The following is a 19827-nucleotide window of genomic DNA, read 5'->3' as shown; positions in this document are numbered from 1 at the left end:
AATGAGTACTAATACAACAGATAAAGAATTTAAATTATCATCGTGGGCTATCGAAAACAAGATGACAATCTATGTTAAGATGATAATGTTTTTAATTCTAGGATTGTCTGCATACTACAGTATGCCAAGAGAAGATTTCCCAGAAATTAAAGAGACTAAAATATACATCAGTACTGTTTATCCTGGGAATACAGCAGAAGACATTGAACGTTTAATTGTTGACCCATTAGAAGATGAAATTAGAAACGTGAGTAACGTTGTTAAAATATTATCTACTTCGCAAGAAGACTATGGTATTATAACAGTAGAATTTGATGAGAAAATAACCGTTGAAGCTGCCAAACAAAAAATAAAAGACAAAATAGACACTAAAACAGGTGGTGAAGATTGGCCAACATTTAATGGAGCAAAAGTAGAACCTAATGTATTTGATCTAAACATTTCTGAAGAAGTTCCTATCTTAAACATCAATATTCAAGGAGACTATCCTGTTGAAAAATTAAAAGTATTTGGAGAATATTTAGAAGATGAAATTGAAGCTTTAGAAGAGATTAAACAAGTAGATATTCGCGGGGCACAAGAAAAAGAAGTTGAAGTTGCCGTAGATATTTATAAAATGATGGCTTCAAGAGTTAGTTTTGACGATGTTATTAATGCCATTAGAAACGGAAACGTAACGATGTCTGCAGGTAATCTTATATCGAACGGACAAAGAAGAACAATTCGAATTCTTGGTGAAGTAGAAAAACCAAGTGAGTTAGAAAATTTCGTTGTAAAAACCCAAGGAGGTGCTGTATATTTAAAAGACATTGCAAAAGTTACTTTTAAAGATGTTGACAAAACAACCTATGCTAGAGAGTTTGGAAAAAGCGTGGTAATGCTAGACGTTAAAAAACGTGCTGGTAAAAACATGATCGAAGCAACAGAGAAAATAAGAACCATTGTTAAAGATGCGGAGGAAAATATTTTTCCTAAAGATTTAAAAATCACATTATCAAACGACCAATCTTCAAGAACTTTAAATCAAGTAGATGACTTAGTAAACAATATCATTTTTGGTATTATCCTAGTGGTTGGCGTGTTAATGTTTTTCTTAGGATTTAGAAATGCCCTATTTGTTGGTTTCGCAATTCCTATGTCCATGTTCATGTCGTTCATGATTCTAAATGCAATGGGCTATACTATGAACACCATGATTTTATTCGGATTAATCATGGGACTCGGTATGCTTGTAGATAACGGAATTGTGGTGGTTGAAAACGTCTATCGACTCATGGAAGATGAAGGTATGGATAGAGTTGAAGCTGCCAAAAAAGGTATAGGTGAGATTGCTTTACCAATCATTATTTCTACAGCAACAACCGTTGCAGCCTTCGTTCCACTGGGAATGTGGCCTGGAGTAATGGGACAGTTTATGATCTATTTCCCAATTACATTATCGGTTGTATTAGGTTCTTCTTTATTTGTGGCTATCTTTTTCAACTCGGTAATGGTATCCCAATTCATGGACATTAATGAAAAGATATTAAGTAAAAAATCCTTAATTAGATTATCTATTATATTGGTAGGATTAGGTCTTTTCATTTTAATATTTGGTGGAGCCATGAGAGCGTTAGGTTCTGTAATGATTTTTACAGCCATTATGTTCTGGCTATATAAATATGTCATTAAAGGATGGACAGTTGCCTTTCAAAATAGAATTTTAACAAAATGGGAAAATTGGTATGAAAGCGGATTGAGATTCTTTTTATCTGGAAAGAAACCTCATATTACGGTAATTGGTATGACACTAATGTTCTTTGTAATCTTAGGACTGTATTTTGGATGGAGCGTTGGAAGTGGTCGCACAAAAGTGGAGTTTTTCCCAGACAATACCCCAAACCAAATCATTGTTTATGTAGAATATCCTCAAGGAACAGACATTGCCAAAACTAACGAAATTACTACAGCTATTGAAAAAAGAGTTTATGCTGTCTTAAACCAAAAAATTGGTGATGAAGAAATCATCAATCCAAAAGACAAAACAAATTATTTAGTAGAAAGCGCTGTTTCACAAGTAGGTGAAGGAGCTGGTAATCCTCAGACAGATGGTGGTTCTAGTGCAGAAATGCCACACAAAGGAAAAATTACTATCTCTATGAGAGAGTTTAAATTTAGAAATGGTTTAGATTCTGAAGACCTTCGCAAAAAAGTACAAGAATCTGTAAAAGACATTTATCCTGGTGTAACAATTTCTGTAGAAAAAGATGCTGTTGGGCCTCCAGCGGGTTATCCTATTAATATTGAAATTAAAGGTAATGATTACACAGAACTGATTAATACAGCGGAAAGCATGAAAGACTTTTTATCGTCTAAAAACATCCCGGGTGTTGACGAACTAAAAGTAGATGTGAACAAAGGAAAGCCAGCAATGAAAGTAGTTGTTGATCGTGCAAAAGCTGGTGAAATGGGCGTTTCTGCAGGTCAAGTAGGAAACCAATTACGTCGTTCTATTTTCGGTGAAAAAGCAGGTATCTATAAAAATGACGGAGAAGATTATGACATCTATGTCCGTTTTAATGAAGATAACAGATATAACAAAAGTGCTATTTTTAATCAAAACATCACTTTTAGAGACATGGCAACTGGACAAATTAAAGAAATTCCAGTTTCAACAGTAGCTTCACAAAAGAACACCTCTGCGTTTAGTGCCATTAAACACAAACAATACGAACGAGTTGTTGTTTTGTATTCTGCTTTATCACCTGGCTTTACAGATGCTGGGGCTGTTGTGAAACAAATTGAGGCAGAAATGGGGGCTTTCAAACAACCAAAAACAGTTAAAATATCATATACTGGACAATTAGAAGAACAAGCAAAGCAAATGAAATTCTTAATGGGAGCATTAGCAACAGGATTGTTCTTGATTTTCTTAATCCTAATTTTCCAATTTAACTCTGTTTCAAGACCTGGAATCATCATGGTAGCTGTATTCTTAAGTTTCATTGGAGTATTCTTAGGCTTAATGTTGACAGGTTGGCCATTCGTTATTATGATGACCATGATGGGAATCATATCTCTAGCGGGAATTGTAGTAAACAATGGTGTGGTACTCCTCGATTATACCGATTTATTAATTGCTCGTAGAACAGAAGAGTTAAATCTTCCTGCAAAGACACAATTAGGTAAAGAAGACATTTTCAATGCTATTGTTATTGGAGGGAAAGCGCGTTTAAGACCTGTACTATTAACTGCAATTACTACTGTTTTAGGATTAATTCCTTTAGCAATTGGTTTTAATATTGATTTCTTCAGTTTGTTTGCAAATGGTAATCCAAATATCTATATGGGTGGAGATAACGTTATCTTCTGGGGACCATTAGCATGGACAGTAATCTTCGGATTAATCTTTGCAACATTCTTAACCTTAATTGTTGTTCCAGTCTTGTTTTATTTAGTTAACCTATTTAAAATTAGACTACAAAACAGAAGATTGAAAACAAAAACTATTGAAGAATAATATTCTCAATTTATAGAAAAAAGGCTTCGAAAAATTTCGAAGCCTTTTCTTTATGCATCTATTTATTCCTAGAAAAGAAATAGAAAGAAAATAAAATACTTTTTTTTATCTTCGTAAAAAAAATACAACTTCAAATCGAAGAAAATAATAATGAATACTTTTGCTCTTGTACTACACAATTTAGCCTTTTCTGATGCTTACGTTTTAATTATCCTAATTACACTCATTTTTGGTTATTGGATAATTCAAAAAACAAACCTATTTTCTTCTTCAACGAAAACAAAATCATCTTTAGATAATGATAATAAATACTACACTATAGATGATAAATACAATGCTGAAAAAGTAAGAAAACAAAAAGAACTTGATAAATTATTAGAAAAAATAAGTAAAAAAGGTATTAACGGTTTGTCTTCAAACGAGCGCAAAAGGTTAGATGAACTCTCAAAATAATACAGATGACAAAAGCAGTTAATAACTTCATTTTTCTCCTACTCTTCATATCTTTTTTTAGTTGTAATGACACTAAAGTTGTACAAAAACAAGAAGTCAACATAACTCCAATTGATACAACCAATAGTATTGAAGAAGTCTTTGTAGAAATAGACACTATTACCTACAATACAGACTACTATCCTATTGATACATTATTAACAACCGAAATACTTCTTGAAAGCACTTTTCACGAAGATGAAATAGACGAATCCTATTTAAACCAAAAATGGTTTGCACTTGTAAAAAACAAAAAGGAATACCAGCTCACCAAAACAAAATTAATTGCCAAACGAATTCATGATGCTATTTTAGACGAAAGCGAAAATGATAAAACAGGCTGGGAAATAACAACCGCTTCAAAAGACACAACGCTTCTTTTAATAGAAGAACAATCTTATCTTTCAGAAAGAAAAATTCAAAACTATAATCTACCAGAATACATCTACCCACAAGATACCATTTCATTTAGTTACCAGAACAGAAACTACAAACTGTTTGCAACTGGCGGAAAAAGAAAAGAAACCGAAAGTTCTGATTGGTATATTGTTTGGAATTATAAACTCTATTTAACCACAACAGTAAATGGTATTGAAGTAACAGAACTGCTCGTTGCAAGTCCCCGATTTGATGATGCTATGATTAGAATTTTATTTGCTGGAGATATAGATGGAGATGAAAAGTTAGATTTAATACTAGATAACTCTAATCATTATAACACTTCTAGCCCAACATTATATTTATCTAAGCCTGCTTCAACAGAAAATAAAATCATAAAACCTGTAGGCATACACACAAGTGTAGGTTGTTAAATGATGAACACATTACGTTTAATAGCAAAAGAGAATCTAGAAATTATTCCAAATAAAAATTCTAGAAAAAATAAAGGTTTAAAAATATATACCTGGAAATTAGAACATTTTCAGTCTAAAATAGATCTTGGCGATATATGCTATCACGTTTTCCCGTCTTCTTCAGATTGTCAAGATCAAACATTAAAAACAATTGCACAAATTATAAATAAAACCACACTTTTTGATTTTGATTATACCCCCATTGAAAGAGATTTTTTATCCATAATAGATCAAAAAAATAGTGATTGTTATATCAATTTCATCTTTTTAAACAAAAAATGGGTTGAAGAAGTCTATGCTAATAGCTTAAGAGATTCTTTTTTAGAAAAATATTTTGAATTTAAAAATGGAGAAATAAGAATAAACTATAATGATTTTAAATAACAATTACACAACAATTTGTTAACATAATTAACAACAAAGCAATTATTTAACATATTAAAAACAAAAAAATATTTTTCACTACAAACCTTTTTGATAATTATTTTTTTTACACAAAAAACAATTCTGGCATAGTTCTTGATTAATTACAACAAAAAAACATCTATTAGACTAAAAATCAGCTCTATTTATGTTTATTATTAATTAAAAAAGTATTAATTTCGCAACCCGAATTACTTATTAACCAACAACAACACTAATGAAAAAAAAGTACTCTTTATTATTATTGCTTTTTATAATAGGTTTTAATTTACAAGCTCAAAAAATAGATTTAAAAAAAGGCAAAGTAATAGCCAATGACCAAAAGGTTTTTGATTATGACAAACGAAATTTAGGAAGCGAAATCTCTATCTTTAAAATAGATTCTAAAACAGAACTAATATATATCGAAGTAAGCAACAATAATACTTTGTCCTATTTAAATGATGATTATGTTAGAATTGTTTTTCCTCAAAACGAAACTACGATTCTTTCAACTACATTAATTGACAAAAACTTTGAAAAAATAATTCAACTATTTTTCCTTGACGGTGTAGTTGATTTTGAAGGAAACGTTAACACAGAAAATCTAAAATTGTTTACTAGAAAATACAACAATAAAAAATAGTAAATAGTTCTAACTATAAAAAAAGAGTCTCTTAATTATTTTTTAATTTAGAGGCTCTTTTTTTATCCTACATAACATATTAAACACCAAATTTCTAAAAAAACAATTTGTTTTGACTATTTTTGAATGAAGTAACATTCTTACAAATGAAAACGAAACAAATTTTTATATTGCTCTTCTTTATCGGATTCGTTCTTTCAGGCATACAACCGAAAGAATATTTTACTTGGTTTTTAGAAGTATTACCAGCAATTATTGGGTTATTTATTTTGGTATTTACCTATAAAAATTTTCAATTTACCAACTTCACCTACCTTTTTATACTCATCCACTGTTACATCCTGTTTCTTGGTGGTCATTATACCTATGCAGAAGTCCCTTTTTTCGATTGGATAAAAGAAACATTTCATCATTCAAGAAACAATTATGATAAAGTAGGCCATTTTGCACAAGGTTTTGTTCCTGCAATGATTATTCGAGAATTATTCCTTAGAAAAAATGTTATTGCAAACAAAAGTTATTTTAATTTTATAATTGTTTCTATTTGTTTAGCTATTAGTGCTGCCTACGAATGGATCGAATGGTGGGTTTCAATAAGTACAGGAGAAGGCGGAGATGCCTTTTTAGGAACACAAGGGTATATTTGGGACACACAATCCGACATGCTTGTAGCAACAATTGGAGCCATTTGTATGCTACTTTTCTTTAACAAAGCTCAAGATAAAGCTCTAATAATTTACAACTCAAAACACACATAATATGTCTTTTACCTTTACTCCTTTTCCAACCTTAGAAAGCGATCGTTTGCTATATCGTGCAATTACTGAAAAAGATACAAATGAAGTAATTGCACTAAGAGGAAACATTGAAAACATGAAATATATTCCAAGACCTTTAGTAACAACAACCGAAGAAGCTTTAGCTCATATCAAAATGATTCAAGAAAAAATTGAAACAAATGAAGGCATTAACTGGGTCGTTACAGAAAAAGGAAATGACAAACTCATCGCAATAATAGGACACTATAGAATAAAACCAGAACATTTTCGTTGTGAAATTGGTTATGCTTTTCTACCTGGTTATCACGGAAAAGGATATGCAACGGAAGCCATCAAAACAATTCTTAAATATGCCTTCAACGACATGCAAATGCATTCTGTTGAAGCTATTATAGACCCAAGAAACATAGCCTCAGAACATGTGCTACTAAAGAATGGTTTTGTTAAAGAAGCGCATTTAGTAGAAAATGAATATTATAATGGTAAATTTATTGACAGCGTTATTTACTCTTTATTAAAACGAAATTTTATACAATAATAGCATTATTCCTATTTTCAAGATCCATACGTACTTGGAAAGGTTTACCAGAAAACTAAAAATATGATAATTACACTAAAAAACAATACCCTTTCGGCAACTATAACTTCTATGGGTGCTGAATTGGTTACTTTAAAAAAAGAGGAAACCAACTATATTTGGACAATAGATGAGAACTATTGGAACAAAACGTCACCCGTTTTGTTTCCTATTGTTGGAAAATTAAAAAACGATACTTATACCTTGCAAAACAAAGAATACACTTTGCCTAGACATGGTTTTGCAAGGAATTATGATTTTGAAATTAGTCATCAAACTGAAAATGAAGTTGTTTTTTCTTTAAAAGAAAACCATGATACACTAAAAATCTATCCGTTTTCTTTCGAATTACAAATTCATTATACATTATCTACTTCAGGCTTAAAAATTAATTATGCTGTACAAAACAATAATGATGAGATTATGCCCTTTTCAATTGGTGCACATCCTGCATTTGCTATTCATGGAGATTTTAACCATCATAGCTTAATTTTTAGTAATGAAACAGAAACATTTGAAAGTCATTTATTAGACAATGAATTATTTTCAGGTGAAACGATTCCTATACCTTCCAAAAACGGAATAATAGCTCTTAATTATTCACTATTTGAAAAAGATGCTTTAGTTTTTAAAAACTTAAAATCGGAAGAATTGACAATTGCTCACAAAGACAATCCAATACTAAAAGTAAACTTTAAAGGCTTCCCAGATTTAGGAATTTGGACAAAAGTAAATGCTCCGTTTTTATGCATTGAACCTTGGTATGGTCATGCTGATGAATCATCAACAAACGGACAATTAGAAGATAAAAAAGGAATTCAAAAAATAAATCCAAACGCACTTTTTGAATGTCATTTTTCGATAGCAATTCTTTAACCCAATTAAACATTTGAATTCTATTTCGAAAAATAGCTGCTTTATATTTGCTTTAGTACTCAGTTTACATCCTCAATATAGCTGTAATTAGGGTTAAAAAATAAGTACACAAAAACACAACGCAAAAAAAAGGACTTTACTAAATCTAGCAAAGTCCTTTCCTATTTTGTAAAAATAGTACTGCTTATTTTTTATAATATTTTTTAAACTTCAAATAGGCCAAAATTCCAATTACCACTACCCCCAAGAAGATATAAAGATAATATACTACATTTTGTCTTTCACCAGATGCATAAGAGTGTAATCCGCTCAAGTGAAAGTTCACTCCAACATAAGTCATAACAACAGAAGCAAATGCTAAAACACTCATAAAATTATACACCCATTTACTACGTAAACCAGGAACTAACCTAGCATGAATCACAAACGCATAAACAAAAATACTAATTAAAGCCCATGTTTCTTTTGGGTCCCAACCCCAATAACGTCCCCAACTTTCATTTGCCCATTGACCCCCTAAGAAATTTCCAATAGTCAACATCACTAAACCTACTGTTACAGACATTTCATTAATATAACTCAGCTCATCAATAGCTAGCTTCATCTTTTTAACATTATTACTATTAGTAAAAATCATTAAAAATAAAGCAACCAAACCTAGCACCATCGCCAAAGTAAACGGTCCATAACTAGCTACAATTACAGCCACATGAATCATTAACCAATAAGAGTTTAAAACTGGTTGTAAATTACCTATTTCAGGATCCATCCAGTTCATGTGAGCCACCATTAAAATCATGGACCCCACAAATGTTGTTGCCGCTAATGTAAGCTGAGATTTTCTTCCAAACGCAACACCAAAAAACATGGTTGCCCAAGCCACATAAATCATACTTTCATAAGCATTACTCCAAGGTGCGTGTCCAGAAATATACCATCTAGCGATTAATCCTAAAGTATGAATAGCAAAAAAGAATATTACTAAACCATGAAAAAAATTAACAGTATATCTAACCCATTTAGCTTCTGAAAACATCTTAATAAGAACAAATGTGAGCATAAAAACACCTGCTAACATATATAAATAATACAAGCGTTTAAAAACATCATATTTATTATATAAAATTTCAGAATTAATTTTCTCATCAGACAACATTACTTGCTCTCCGTACTTCTTTTGATAATTTTTTAGTCCTACCAAAAGTGAACTTGCTAATTTGTAATCATTTGTTTGAGAAGCTTTGGAAACAGCATCTAAATAGAAAGGCAACACTGTTTTTATAGAATCTAATGCAGTTCCTGTAGTTTCACTTATTTCTAAGTAGGACACCCATTTATTATTCTTATCATTAGGTATCGGATATACCCTCATTATCTGACCACTTAAAGCATCATATAGTAAGTTGATTTTTTTATCTGTTTCTATAAAATCTTTTTGAAAACTATTTGGAACAGCAGCCGAATATGCTCCCTCTAAATAGGGAGCCAATTTATAACCACCCTCCTCGTCAAAGAAGCTTATTAATGGAGCATATTTTACCGACGAATCTATCCCCGCAATTTTTCGAATACTATCATTCTTTGTATTCAAATAAATAATTGGCACATTATACCAATATTGAGGAAATTGTGTCATAGAAATAAACACCTGATCAGAGCTCAATCCCTCATAGGAGTCTTTTTTTGAAACTTTTCTCAATAACTCAGAAGAAAAAGTATTAATAGGTTTCATCCTACCGCTCTGATCTTGAATTACTACCTTACCAAATTCTACTGCATGTTCTTCAGAAACTTTATACTTCTGAATATGTTCTAATACTTTTTTTAAATCTGACTCTTGATGTTTATGTTCTTGAGAGATTCCTAATAAAGAAAAGAAAAACAATAAAACGGTTGTCATCATTTTTTTCTTCTCATTAATTTTATCAATTTTTCTTTTTAAATCTCCAAAACGAGTATTCTTATCAAACAAGATTGCCATTAATGCAAAATACAACAAGAAATATCCTAAATAAGTAATCCAAGTTCCCCATTGATCGTGGTTAACAGACAGATGCGTCCCTTTTTCATCAGGATCAAATCCGGCTTGAAAAAAACGAAACCCTCTATAATCTAGAATATTATTCATAAAAACACTATCTCTAAATGTTTTATTCATTTCACCGTCTTGAATCTCAATTTTACTTTTAAACGCAGAATAACTTTTTTCTGTTCCTGGATATTTATCTGCAATAAAATCTTCTAACTTTATTTTGAATGGCAATTCATAAACCTTGCTTCCAAAAAACAATGTAAAATCTAAATCTCCTACTTTTACATTTTGAGGAATTCCTTGTTTCCCTTTAGAGCCTATTAAAAGTAGTTTTTCTTCTTTTCCCTGACATTTGATTGTTACAGATAACGCATCGTCAGTTTGTTTGTCAGTATAATCTCTATTTGATTTATAGGTCTTTTTACCTTTAATTGGAGCTTCTGGAAACACAAATTGAGTTCCTGCTAAATTATATAATGAACGCATTTGTAAAGGCTGTACTGAATCTTTCACAACACGACCTTGTTCTTTATCTGCCATTCTCATATAGCTACCTTCAAATGGCGTTTGAATGGAAAGTTCCCCTTTTTGATTTGAAATATTTATTGCTCCTTGGGTGAAATTATTAAAAGCATATAAAACATTATGTATGTTTTGCACTTCTCCTTCTTTCAAAAAATGTTCATGTCTAGAACCATCACCAGATTCTACCATCTTTAAATATTGCACTCCGTTAGCATCTGCTTCAATAGTCTCGGAAACATTCATTAAAAAATCATCATATTCAATAACATACGGAATTGAATTAAATTCTCCTTTAATAGTAAAATCATTGGAAAAGAAAGGCTTTAAAAACCATGTATCTTCAATTTCTGGTGCAAAATACCTAGTTAGCTCAAATGAACGACGTTTCATTTCTCCTTTATATTCTCCGTCAACAAAACCAGAAATATATGTTTTATCAGAATACATATGATTCTCTGTCTCCCCTTCTCTAATCAACATCATTCCTTCAAAACTAATATATCTAGTAACAAAAGCACCCAAAATGATAAATATAAAAGATAAGTGAATTAAAAGCGTTGCCCATTTTTCTCTTTTATAAAGTTGGTAACGTTTAATATTACCAATAAAATTTATTACAAAAAAGACCATTATAACCTCAAACCACCAAGCATTATAAACAATAATACGAGCAGTATCAGTATTATAAGCATCTTCAATAAAGGTTCCAGCAGCCATTGAAATTATCATAATGATAAATAAGACTGCCATTAATCGAGTTGAAAATAAGAACGAAAATATTTTTTTATCCATTTTTAGACGAAGTAAAATTTAAATGATTGCAAAAGTACTTAAAAACAAAAACTTTTTAGATAAGTTTAACAAGTCTTTATTAAGTTTTAAGATTTGTAAATTAATAATGCATTTTTATTTCTTTAATATTATATTCTTTGATTGAGTCATCTTCTAAAAGCAACAACAGCTTTCCGTTTTCAGATACTCCTTTTATAATTCCCATAAACTTCAAACCCGTAGCATCAGAAAACACCATAGGAACATCTTTTTTAAAAAGCAAACTATTGTATTTTTCCCAAAAAAAAGACACCTCGTTAATTCTTTCAAGATTTTCTGCTAATCGATTTATTATTTCCTTCAAAAGAACATCTTTATCAAACTCTTTTCCTTTTATCATGGCTAAAGAAGCTGCTTGCGGTAAATTTTCAAAAAACATTTGATTTACATTTAATCCTATTCCAATTATAGTTTGAACATTTCCGTCTGACTTTATAGCATTTTCAATCAAAATTCCGCCAATTTTTTTATTATCTGACAAAATGTCGTTTGGCCATTTTATGGCAATACTGTTAAAATTATATTTTTTTAGGACTTCTTGAATGCTAATAGGCACTATAATATTAATCAAGAAAAGTGACGTTGTTTTTGCATGTTTATAATTAAGATAAACACTGAATGTTAGGTTTTTACCATTTTCAGAAATCCAAACCGCACCCCGTTGACCTTTTCCTTTTTCTTGATTTTCTGCAACAACAGTTGTTAAATTTTGCACCATTTGCTTTGCTGACAATTCTTTTAAAAAATCATTTGTAGAAGCTATGGCATTGAGTTTGATAATGTTCATTTACAAAAATTGTAAAGTTTTATTTTTAATCTTATGTTAAGGTTCAAAAATAAAGACAAAAAGTGATAACTTTGCATAAACTTAAAAAATTTAAATGGGAAATAATAATAACGACGATTTATTAGCAAATATCATTAAAGGGATTGAAGATGTTAAAGGTGCTGATATAAACATTTTAGATCTTAGAGAAATAGACAATACTGTATGCGATTATTTCATTGTTTGTAATGGAAACTCGAACACCCAAGTTGTAGCAATCGCAAATTCAATTCAAAAAGTAGTATCTAAAGAACTTAAAGAAAAACCATGGCATGTTGAAGGAATGGAAAATGCAGAATGGGTTTTAATGGACTTTGTAAACATTGTTGTGCATGTTTTTCAAACACACATTAGAGAGTATTACAACATTGAAAATCTTTGGGGAGATGCTAAAATAACTTCAATAGAAAGTAAATATTAAAAAAATTATGTCTGAAAATAAAAATCCAAAATTCAAAATAAGTCCATGGGTAATATATGGACTAATTGTTGGAGTATTGTTATTAATAAATGTTTTTGGTAATGGAATCGATTTAAGTAATCCAAAACCAACAACCTTATCTAAATTTCATGAATTTTTAGATTCAAACCAGGTTGACAAGGTGCTTTTTACAAATACAAAAGCACAAATTTTTCTAAAAAAAGAAGCTTTAGGCAACAAGGAACACAAAAATGCCAAAGACAATGTATTTGGGAAACTCAACGAAAAAGGACCGCATTACTTTGTGGAAATTGGTAACTTAGAGTTATTTCAAAAAACATTAGAAGAAGCAAGGGAGAAAAAGCTAATCGAAGATTATGCTAAAGAACCTGAAAGCAATTTAGGCGAATGGCTTTCAATATTCCTACCAATAATAGTTATTGTAGCATTATGGTTTTTCATGATGAAAAGAATGTCTGGTGGCTCTGGTGGAGGTGGTCAAATCTTCAATATTGGAAAATCTAAAGCAAAACTTTTTGACGAAAAAAATGATGTTAAAATAACCTTTGAAAACGTTGCAGGACTAGAAGGAGCAAAAGAAGAAATAGAAGAAATTGTAGAGTTCTTAAAAAATCCAGAAAAATACACTTCTATTGGTGGTAAAATACCAAAAGGAGCCTTATTAGTAGGGCCTCCTGGAACAGGTAAAACCTTATTAGCAAAAGCGGTAGCTGGAGAAGCAAAAGTGCCTTTCTTTTCTTTATCGGGTTCAGATTTTGTTGAAATGTTTGTGGGTGTGGGAGCATCAAGAGTTCGAGACCTTTTTAAACAAGCAAAAGAAAAATCACCTGCAATTATCTTCATTGACGAGATTGATGCGGTTGGTCGTGCACGTGGGAAAAGCAATATGTCTGGCGGAAATGACGAAAGAGAAAATACACTCAATCAACTACTTACAGAAATGGATGGTTTTGGAACCAATACCAATGTTATTGTTTTAGCTGCAACTAACAGAGCAGACGTATTAGACAAAGCCCTTATGAGAGCTGGACGTTTTGACAGGCAAATATATGTTGATCTTCCAGATATTAGAGAACGAAAAGAAATTTTCGAAGTACATTTGAAACCAATAAAAAAATCAGAAGAGCTAGACACCGAATTTTTAGCAAAACAAACTCCTGGTTTTTCTGGAGCAGACATTGCCAATGTTTGTAACGAGGCTGCTTTAATAGCTGCAAGAAAAGAGAAAAAAGCAGTTGACAAACAAGATTTCTTAGATGCTGTTGATAGAATTGTTGGTGGCCTTGAAAAGAAAAACAAAATAGTTACACCAGATGAAAAACGAGCAATTGCGATCCATGAAGCAGGACACGCGACTGTAAGTTGGATGCTTGAACATGCTGCACCATTAGTAAAAGTAACAATTGTACCTAGAGGACAAAGTTTAGGAGCTGCTTGGTATTTACCAGAAGAACGTCTAATTGTTCGTCCGGAACAAATGCTAGATGAAATGTGTGCAACCATGGGAGGAAGAGCAGCTGAAAAAGTTATTTTTGATAAAATTTCGACAGGAGCTTTAAGTGACTTAGAAAAAGTAACAAAACAAGCTAGAGCAATGGTAACCATTTATGGATTAAATGATAAGCTTGGAAATATTACTTATTATGATTCATCTGGTCAAAGTGAATATAATTTTTCAAAACCATACTCGGAAGATACTGCAAGAATAATTGATTTTGAAATATCAAAACTAATAGAAGATCAATATGACAGAGCAATTGAATTATTAGAAAAAAACAAAGACAAATTAATTCAACTTGCTGATATTCTAATAGAAAAAGAAGTGATATTCAAAGACGATTTAGAAGCCATTTTTGGAAAAAGACCTCATGAAAAAGTTATTGAAATAACTAAGGAAGAAACACAGGAATAAAACTTCCCATACAAATAATAAAAAAACTTAGTTCTTTATAGTAAAGAGCTAAGTTTTTTTTTATCTTTGAAGTCGCGCAATTAACAATGATACCTACAAATTTTAAATGAATCTTTTCAAAAAAATTTTTGGAAACACAGGGAATTCTTCTAAAGAAAATAAGGATATTGACAATCCTTACGCTCCAGATGTACACCAACCAATCGATGAAATGTTTACGCTCAATTTCAAAAAGAATGGTGGAAAGTTTATCTATTGTGAAAACTTAAATGAAGTTTCTGAGAATTTCTTAAACATTTTAGAAGAAAACGATTGGTTTGAGTGCGAAGCATTGTGCCATGAACCCCAATTATTTCACATATTAAATGAAAACAAATTAGATTATAAAAACAATCCTAAAAATCCTGTTTTCTATTTTTCTACATGTGAAAATCTCATTGCAGACGAAGGTTCAATTCTTTTTTCGTCTAAACAATTTAGACATTTAAAACCTAATGATTTACCTACCAATATGATCATATTAGCAACCACAAGTCAGCTTGTTGGTAACAAAGGAGATGGGTTAAGAATGATAAAAAAGAAGTACGACAAAGAGTATCCAACTAACATTACTACCATTAAATACTTTGAAAAAGCCAAAGAAGAGGACTTTTTACAGTATGGAAGTTGTCATAAAAACCTATATTTGCTTTTATTTGAAGATCTTTAAGATGAATGAAACTTTAAAAAGAGCATTATCTGGTGCTGTTTATATATTTTTATTATTAGGCAGTATCCTATATTCAAAAGAGAGTTTTGCGATTCTTTTTGGTGCTTTTTTACTTATTGGTGTGTATGAATTTTGCAAATTAGCTTCATTAAATTACTATTTTTCTTTACCTGCTGCTGCTTTAATGTATTATTTCCTATGGGATAAAAACTTAATAAGCATTAAAATTTGGACTTTACTCTCAATATTTTCTATCGTAATATCCTTAAAATTATTGTTTTATCTCTTCAATGCAAAAAAAACTAATTTTAAAACTTTCACAAGATATATTATTCTAATTGGATATATCATAATTCCATTTCTTTTAACCAATCATATATGTATTGGTAAAGGGAACAAATACAATGAAAAAATTTTAATAACCATATTGATTTTAATATGGACAAACGATACTTTTGCTTATTTAGTTGGTAAAAATTTAGGCAAGCATAAATTATTTCCAAGTGTTTCTCCAAAAAAAACTATTGAAGGCTTTGCGGGAGGAATAGTATTCACGGTCCTTTTTAGTATATTACTTTCAAAATACTACATTGGTACAAAAAATTTATACATTTGGGCGATAATTGCAATAATAATTAGTATTTTTAGTACTCTAGGCGATTTGATAGAGTCTAAATTAAAAAGAGTTGCTGGAGTTAAAGATACTGGAAAAATTATGCCAGGTCATGGTGGTATTCTAGATCGATTAGACAGCATTATATTTGTAGTTCCATTCATTAATTTGTTTTATTTAATTTTATATTATGTTTCATAAAGAAGGTGCAAAAATCATTTTTATTACGCTACTGTTAGTTGTAAGTTTAATTTTTATTAGTGATGCTTTTATTTCAATCGATTGGTTAAAAAGCGCAATCATTATTTTAGCAATTGCAATACTCATTTTAGTACTTCAATTTTTCAGGAACCCTAAAAGAGTAGCAGATAATAGTGACAACCACATACTTGCTCCTGTCGATGGCAAAGTAGTTGTTATTGAAGAAGTATATGAACCTGAATACTTTAAAGAAAAAAGATTAATGGTCTCTATTTTTATGTCTCCAATAAATGTACATGTTACTCGATATGCTGTAAATGGAGTTGTGAAATATAGTAAGTATCATCCTGGAAAATACTTAGTAGCTTGGCATCCAAAAGCAAGTGAAGAAAACGAACGCACAACAGTTGTTATCAACAATAGAATCTTTGGCGAAATAATGTATCGCCAAATTGCTGGAGCTTTAGCTCGAAGAATCGTTAACTATGCAGAAGAAGGAATGCGAGTTGTTCAAGGAAAAGATGCAGGTTTCATCAAATTTGGTTCGAGAGTAGATATCTATTTACCACTTGGAACAGAGGTAAATGTTAAACTAGGAGAAAAAGCAATTGGTGCAAAAACAATCATTTCAAAAAAATAAATGAGTAATAAAAGTATAGACATATTATTTGATGAGGCTTTTGAGAATGCCAATAAGATCCCACAAGATTCAGTTCCTCAAGACACGCAACTTGTATTATATGGATTATATAAGCAAGCTACAAGCGACAACACAAATCTATATTTTCAAAACGCTCAAGACATAAGAAATGCTTTCAAATTAAATGCCTGGATGCAAGTTAAAAACCTTTCAATTAAAGAAGCAAAGCAACAATATATAGATATTATTAATCAACTTATGAAAGAAAGAGGTCTATGAAAAAGAATTACATATTACTATTCTTTATTTTCCTATTATTTTCTTGCAAAAACGAAAACAATTTAGTTGAAGTACAGCTCCCTGAACCAGAAATACAAACCTCTACTACTTTTGGAAACCCTAATAGCGTTAAAACTATTGGTGGAAAGTTTAATTTATTCAAAATTAGCTACCCTTATGATGCATTAGAACCTGTTATAGATGGAGAAACGATGGAATTGCATTATGCAAAACATTATTTAAACTATTCAAACACACTAAACAGGTTAGTAGAAAACAATACAGAGTGGGAAGGTAAATCCATATTAGAAATACTCGAAAAAGTTAGTCTAAAGGAAATTGACCTAAAGAATAATGCTGGAGGGCATTACAACCATTCCTTATATTTTGAAATTTTAACTCCAAAAGGAGTTAAAAAACCTACTGAAAAACTATCAAAAGCAATTGATGAAAATTTTGTTTCATTTTCAATATTTAAAAATAAATTCATAAATGAGGCAAACAAACATATTGGCTCTGGTTGGGCTTGGCTAATTGTTACTAAAAATGGTAAATTAGAAATTACTACTACAGACAACCAAAACAACCCACTAATGTCTGATGCTTTAATAAAAGGAACACCAATCTTGTGTATGGATTTATGGGAACATGCTTATTATTTAAAGTATAAAAATAGTAGAAAGTCTTATATTGAAGCAGTTTTTGAATTAATAAACTGGTCTATAGTTTCGAAAAAATATGATAATTTATCAACCACTTCAAATCCGCAATAGCGGATTTTTTTCTTTTACATTCTTTTTTTTACGGGTTTTATAATTTTAGCTCCAATATTAAATAAGGTAATTATTTTAAAAAGTAAGTAAAAATATTTAACCCAAAATCAATCAAAAAGAGAACCAATATTAGACAAAAAGGGGCTGTCCGAAAAGGACAGCTTTTTTTATGTAGCTATTTTTAAGCTATTTTGTTTTGAAGAAAAAATAATAGCAAAATAACTTTGAGTTACTTTAACAAGGCAAATTTTAGTTTTAAAATAGGCTAGATAAGTGTGAATTTTGGTTTTGAAAACAAATTTTGGCAAGTCTGTCTTGAATGCATTCATTTTTCTAAAGTTGTGTCCAAGGGCCATTAGTAAAAACTCTAATGTTACTTTTTTTAAACCCTTCATTGTGAATCGATTGAATTTATTATTGCTTTTAAGTTGACCAAAAACTGCTTCTACCTCTATTGGACGTTTACTTCGATGTTTTAGTCCTTTTTCACTCATTAGTAGCTTTCTTGCTTTTTCTTTTAATTCATTTAATCGATGATTGACTGATAAAATTCTATTACCTTTTGCTTGATGACATTGACTTCGTAAAGGACATCCTTGGCATCTTTTGGCTTGATAATATGTAATTTGTGATTCATATCCAGTACTGGTTTCACGTTTTCCTACTCCTGTTTTTTGCATAATTTGCCCCATTGGACAAACATAAAAATCGTGTTCTTCGTTGTAGAATAAGTTTTGAACAAGAAAAGGATTGTTTTTTATCTTTCTTTTTTGTTCTTGATGAAAATAGTTGTATTTAACATAAGCATCAGCCTTTTTTTCTTCAAGCATTTGATAATTTTCTTCACTGCCATAACCTGCATCTGCAACGATTTCCTTGCTCTGTTTTTGATAGGCTTTTTCAAAACCTTCAAGATGAGAACTTAAGGTTGTAGTGTCATTTGTTGTTTGATGAATAGAAACATGTGTAATAAATTGGTTTTCAGTAGATATTTGTGGATTGTAAGCAGGTTTTAATTGACCGTTTTTCATATGATCTTCTTTCATTCTCATAAAGGTAGCTTCGGGATCTGTTTTACTATAGGAGTTCCTGTTTCCCATTGTAACCAAGTCTTTTTCATATTTTTCAAGCTTTGGAAGATGTTCCTCTTGAAGTTTTTGCAATTCTCTTGCCTGTTTTTTGGTAGGTTCTTTGAGTTTTTTATTAAGAATCGAAAGCTTTTCTTTTAAACTTTCTGAATCAATCGATTTTGGTAATTCTTCTATATTTAGTTCTTGATTATCAGATTGAATACTGTTTTCAATAGTTGATAGAATATGATTAATTTTAATTTCTAGTTTTTCTTTATATTTCTCAACGGAACCTCTCCATACAAAAGTATATTTATTAGCTTTGGATTCTATTTTTGTACCATCAATATACTGAATGTCTAAGCTAACATATCCCATTTTTACAAGCATTTTTACTACTTCTGCAAAAAGAGTTTGGATATGATTTTTTAAAACTTTACCCCTAAAATCGTTTATCGTTCTAAAATCAGGAGTCGAGTTGCCCGAAATATACATAAAATGAATGTTCTCCTGAAGTGCTTTTGCAATTTTTCTGCAAGAATATACATTAGATAAATAACTGTAAAACAAAACCTTAATCATCATTCTTGGATGGTAAGCTGAAGTACCACCTCCTTTATATTTTTTCAATATTTCACTTATATCTAACTGATTAACAACTTGTTCCACTAAGTGAACTGGATGGTTTTGCGGTATTCTATCGAAAATATTGATAGGAAATAACTCTGGAGAATTGCCTGTTTGATTTTTAAAAACTATCTTAGCCATTGTGTATTTTTGTCTCAACTCTAAGATACTAATTTTAGAGAAAAAATACAAATAAAAAAGGCTGTCCTTACTTTTTGGACA

At 30.5% G+C, this 19827-nt stretch carries 18 protein-coding genes; 15 read left to right on the top strand and 3 right to left on the bottom strand.

Annotated elements, in window-relative coordinates; genetic code table 11:
- Window position 1: 1 nt before the first annotated feature.
- From ACZ49Z_RS13620 to ACZ49Z_RS13585, 8 genes are all read left to right on the top strand, one after another.
- Window positions 2–3499 carry an efflux RND transporter permease subunit gene (locus ACZ49Z_RS13620; RefSeq protein ID WP_464304856.1) on the top strand — a complete coding sequence of 1166 codons (3498 nt, stop codon included), beginning with the start codon at window positions 2–4 and terminating at the stop codon, window positions 3497–3499.
- Window positions 3500–3649: 150 nt separating this feature from the next.
- A complete protein-coding gene (locus tag ACZ49Z_RS13615; protein ID WP_464304855.1) occupies window positions 3650–3952 on the top strand; it encodes a DUF6576 domain-containing protein in 303 nt (100 codons plus the stop codon).
- 5 nt (window positions 3953–3957) lie between these two features.
- On the top strand, window positions 3958–4803 hold the full coding sequence (locus tag ACZ49Z_RS13610) for a hypothetical protein (protein ID WP_464304854.1): 846 nt from the start codon (window positions 3958–3960) through the stop codon (window positions 4801–4803).
- A gap of 3 nt (window positions 4804–4806) precedes the next feature.
- A complete protein-coding gene (locus tag ACZ49Z_RS13605; protein ID WP_464304853.1) occupies window positions 4807–5229 on the top strand; it encodes a hypothetical protein in 423 nt (140 codons plus the stop codon).
- A 256-nt stretch (window positions 5230–5485) separates the two neighbouring features.
- Window positions 5486–5893, top strand: coding sequence for a hypothetical protein (locus ACZ49Z_RS13600; protein ID WP_464304852.1), 408 nt, complete (start codon window positions 5486–5488; stop codon window positions 5891–5893).
- 146 nt (window positions 5894–6039) lie between these two features.
- Complete coding sequence (locus ACZ49Z_RS13595; protein ID WP_464304851.1) at window positions 6040–6651, top strand: DUF2238 domain-containing protein; 612 nt, start codon at window positions 6040–6042, stop codon at window positions 6649–6651.
- A gap of 1 nt (window position 6652) precedes the next feature.
- Complete coding sequence (locus ACZ49Z_RS13590; RefSeq protein WP_464304850.1) at window positions 6653–7210, top strand: GNAT family N-acetyltransferase; 558 nt, start codon at window positions 6653–6655, stop codon at window positions 7208–7210.
- 63 nt (window positions 7211–7273) lie between these two features.
- Entirely contained in the window at window positions 7274–8125 is an 852-nt protein-coding gene (locus tag ACZ49Z_RS13585; protein WP_464304849.1) for an aldose 1-epimerase family protein, read from the top strand.
- A 184-nt stretch (window positions 8126–8309) separates the two neighbouring features.
- Here ACZ49Z_RS13585 and ACZ49Z_RS13580 read toward each other — a convergent pair whose 3' ends face one another.
- The gene (locus ACZ49Z_RS13580) at window positions 8310–11474 is read right to left on the bottom strand and encodes a cytochrome c biogenesis protein (protein WP_464304848.1); all 3165 of its coding nucleotides are present in this window, start codon (window positions 11472–11474) and stop codon (window positions 8310–8312) included.
- 100 nt (window positions 11475–11574) lie between these two features.
- Window positions 11575–12300: a biotin--[acetyl-CoA-carboxylase] ligase gene (locus ACZ49Z_RS13575; RefSeq protein ID WP_464304847.1), complete on the bottom strand. Its 726-nt coding sequence runs from the start codon at window positions 12298–12300 to the stop codon at window positions 11575–11577.
- Window positions 12301–12394: 94 nt separating this feature from the next.
- On the opposite strand from ACZ49Z_RS13575, the gene rsfS reads away from it, so the two are divergent.
- The 7 genes from rsfS (at window position 12395) to ACZ49Z_RS13540 (ending at window position 17908) form a co-directional block, all read left to right on the top strand.
- Window positions 12395–12760 carry a ribosome silencing factor gene (gene rsfS / locus ACZ49Z_RS13570; protein ID WP_236454569.1) on the top strand — a complete coding sequence of 122 codons (366 nt, stop codon included), beginning with the start codon at window positions 12395–12397 and terminating at the stop codon, window positions 12758–12760.
- A 7-nt stretch (window positions 12761–12767) separates the two neighbouring features.
- On the top strand, window positions 12768–14693 hold the full coding sequence (gene ftsH, locus ACZ49Z_RS13565; protein WP_464304846.1) for an ATP-dependent zinc metalloprotease FtsH: 1926 nt from the start codon (window positions 12768–12770) through the stop codon (window positions 14691–14693).
- A gap of 106 nt (window positions 14694–14799) precedes the next feature.
- Window positions 14800–15402 carry a lactate utilization protein B/C gene (locus tag ACZ49Z_RS13560; protein ID WP_464304845.1) on the top strand — a complete coding sequence of 201 codons (603 nt, stop codon included), beginning with the start codon at window positions 14800–14802 and terminating at the stop codon, window positions 15400–15402.
- 1 nt (window position 15403) lies between these two features.
- Window positions 15404–16216: a phosphatidate cytidylyltransferase gene (locus tag ACZ49Z_RS13555; protein WP_464304844.1), complete on the top strand. Its 813-nt coding sequence runs from the start codon at window positions 15404–15406 to the stop codon at window positions 16214–16216.
- Entirely contained in the window at window positions 16206–16856 is a 651-nt protein-coding gene (locus ACZ49Z_RS13550) for a phosphatidylserine decarboxylase family protein (RefSeq protein WP_464304843.1), read from the top strand. The genes ACZ49Z_RS13555 and ACZ49Z_RS13550 overlap by 11 nt, the downstream gene beginning before the upstream one ends.
- Window positions 16857–17135 carry an acyl-CoA-binding protein gene (locus tag ACZ49Z_RS13545; RefSeq protein ID WP_464304842.1) on the top strand — a complete coding sequence of 93 codons (279 nt, stop codon included), beginning with the start codon at window positions 16857–16859 and terminating at the stop codon, window positions 17133–17135.
- Window positions 17132–17908 (top strand): superoxide dismutase, encoded by a 777-nt coding sequence (locus tag ACZ49Z_RS13540; RefSeq protein ID WP_464304841.1) that lies wholly within the window; start codon window positions 17132–17134, stop codon window positions 17906–17908. The genes ACZ49Z_RS13545 and ACZ49Z_RS13540 overlap by 4 nt, the downstream gene beginning before the upstream one ends.
- Window positions 17909–18075: 167 nt before the next feature.
- Here ACZ49Z_RS13540 and ACZ49Z_RS13535 read toward each other — a convergent pair whose 3' ends face one another.
- A complete protein-coding gene (locus tag ACZ49Z_RS13535; RefSeq protein ID WP_464304835.1) occupies window positions 18076–19746 on the bottom strand; it encodes an IS1182 family transposase in 1671 nt (556 codons plus the stop codon).
- Between the last annotated feature and the right edge of the window lie 81 nt (window positions 19747–19827).

This window comes from Flavobacterium sp. KY-23415 (genome assembly GCF_055384985.1).
Note: the sequence above shows the minus strand (reverse complement) of the source record. Positions and strands in the feature narration are given on the sequence as shown.

What these genes read in the sequence shown, in the direction of transcription:
- ACZ49Z_RS13620 (WP_464304856.1), top strand. Translation starts at nt 2, where the DNA reads ATGAGTACTAATACAACAGATAAAGAATTTAAATTATCATCGTGGGCT.
- ACZ49Z_RS13615 (WP_464304855.1), top strand. Translation starts at nt 3,650, where the DNA reads ATGAATACTTTTGCTCTTGTACTACACAATTTAGCCTTTTCTGATGCT.
- ACZ49Z_RS13610 (WP_464304854.1), top strand. Translation starts at nt 3,958, where the DNA reads ATGACAAAAGCAGTTAATAACTTCATTTTTCTCCTACTCTTCATATCT.
- ACZ49Z_RS13605 (WP_464304853.1), top strand. Translation starts at nt 4,807, where the DNA reads ATGAACACATTACGTTTAATAGCAAAAGAGAATCTAGAAATTATTCCA.
- ACZ49Z_RS13600 (WP_464304852.1), top strand. Translation starts at nt 5,486, where the DNA reads ATGAAAAAAAAGTACTCTTTATTATTATTGCTTTTTATAATAGGTTTT.
- ACZ49Z_RS13595 (WP_464304851.1), top strand. Translation starts at nt 6,040, where the DNA reads ATGAAAACGAAACAAATTTTTATATTGCTCTTCTTTATCGGATTCGTT.
- ACZ49Z_RS13590 (WP_464304850.1), top strand. Translation starts at nt 6,653, where the DNA reads ATGTCTTTTACCTTTACTCCTTTTCCAACCTTAGAAAGCGATCGTTTG.
- ACZ49Z_RS13585 (WP_464304849.1), top strand. Translation starts at nt 7,274, where the DNA reads ATGATAATTACACTAAAAAACAATACCCTTTCGGCAACTATAACTTCT.
- ACZ49Z_RS13580 (WP_464304848.1), bottom strand. Translation starts at nt 11,474, where the DNA reads ATGGATAAAAAAATATTTTCGTTCTTATTTTCAACTCGATTAATGGCA.
- ACZ49Z_RS13575 (WP_464304847.1), bottom strand. Translation starts at nt 12,300, where the DNA reads ATGAACATTATCAAACTCAATGCCATAGCTTCTACAAATGATTTTTTA.
- rsfS (WP_236454569.1), top strand. Translation starts at nt 12,395, where the DNA reads ATGGGAAATAATAATAACGACGATTTATTAGCAAATATCATTAAAGGG.
- ftsH (WP_464304846.1), top strand. Translation starts at nt 12,768, where the DNA reads ATGTCTGAAAATAAAAATCCAAAATTCAAAATAAGTCCATGGGTAATA.
- ACZ49Z_RS13560 (WP_464304845.1), top strand. Translation starts at nt 14,800, where the DNA reads ATGAATCTTTTCAAAAAAATTTTTGGAAACACAGGGAATTCTTCTAAA.
- ACZ49Z_RS13555 (WP_464304844.1), top strand. Translation starts at nt 15,404, where the DNA reads ATGAATGAAACTTTAAAAAGAGCATTATCTGGTGCTGTTTATATATTT.
- ACZ49Z_RS13550 (WP_464304843.1), top strand. Translation starts at nt 16,206, where the DNA reads ATGTTTCATAAAGAAGGTGCAAAAATCATTTTTATTACGCTACTGTTA.
- ACZ49Z_RS13545 (WP_464304842.1), top strand. Translation starts at nt 16,857, where the DNA reads ATGAGTAATAAAAGTATAGACATATTATTTGATGAGGCTTTTGAGAAT.
- ACZ49Z_RS13540 (WP_464304841.1), top strand. Translation starts at nt 17,132, where the DNA reads ATGAAAAAGAATTACATATTACTATTCTTTATTTTCCTATTATTTTCT.
- ACZ49Z_RS13535 (WP_464304835.1), bottom strand. Translation starts at nt 19,746, where the DNA reads ATGGCTAAGATAGTTTTTAAAAATCAAACAGGCAATTCTCCAGAGTTA.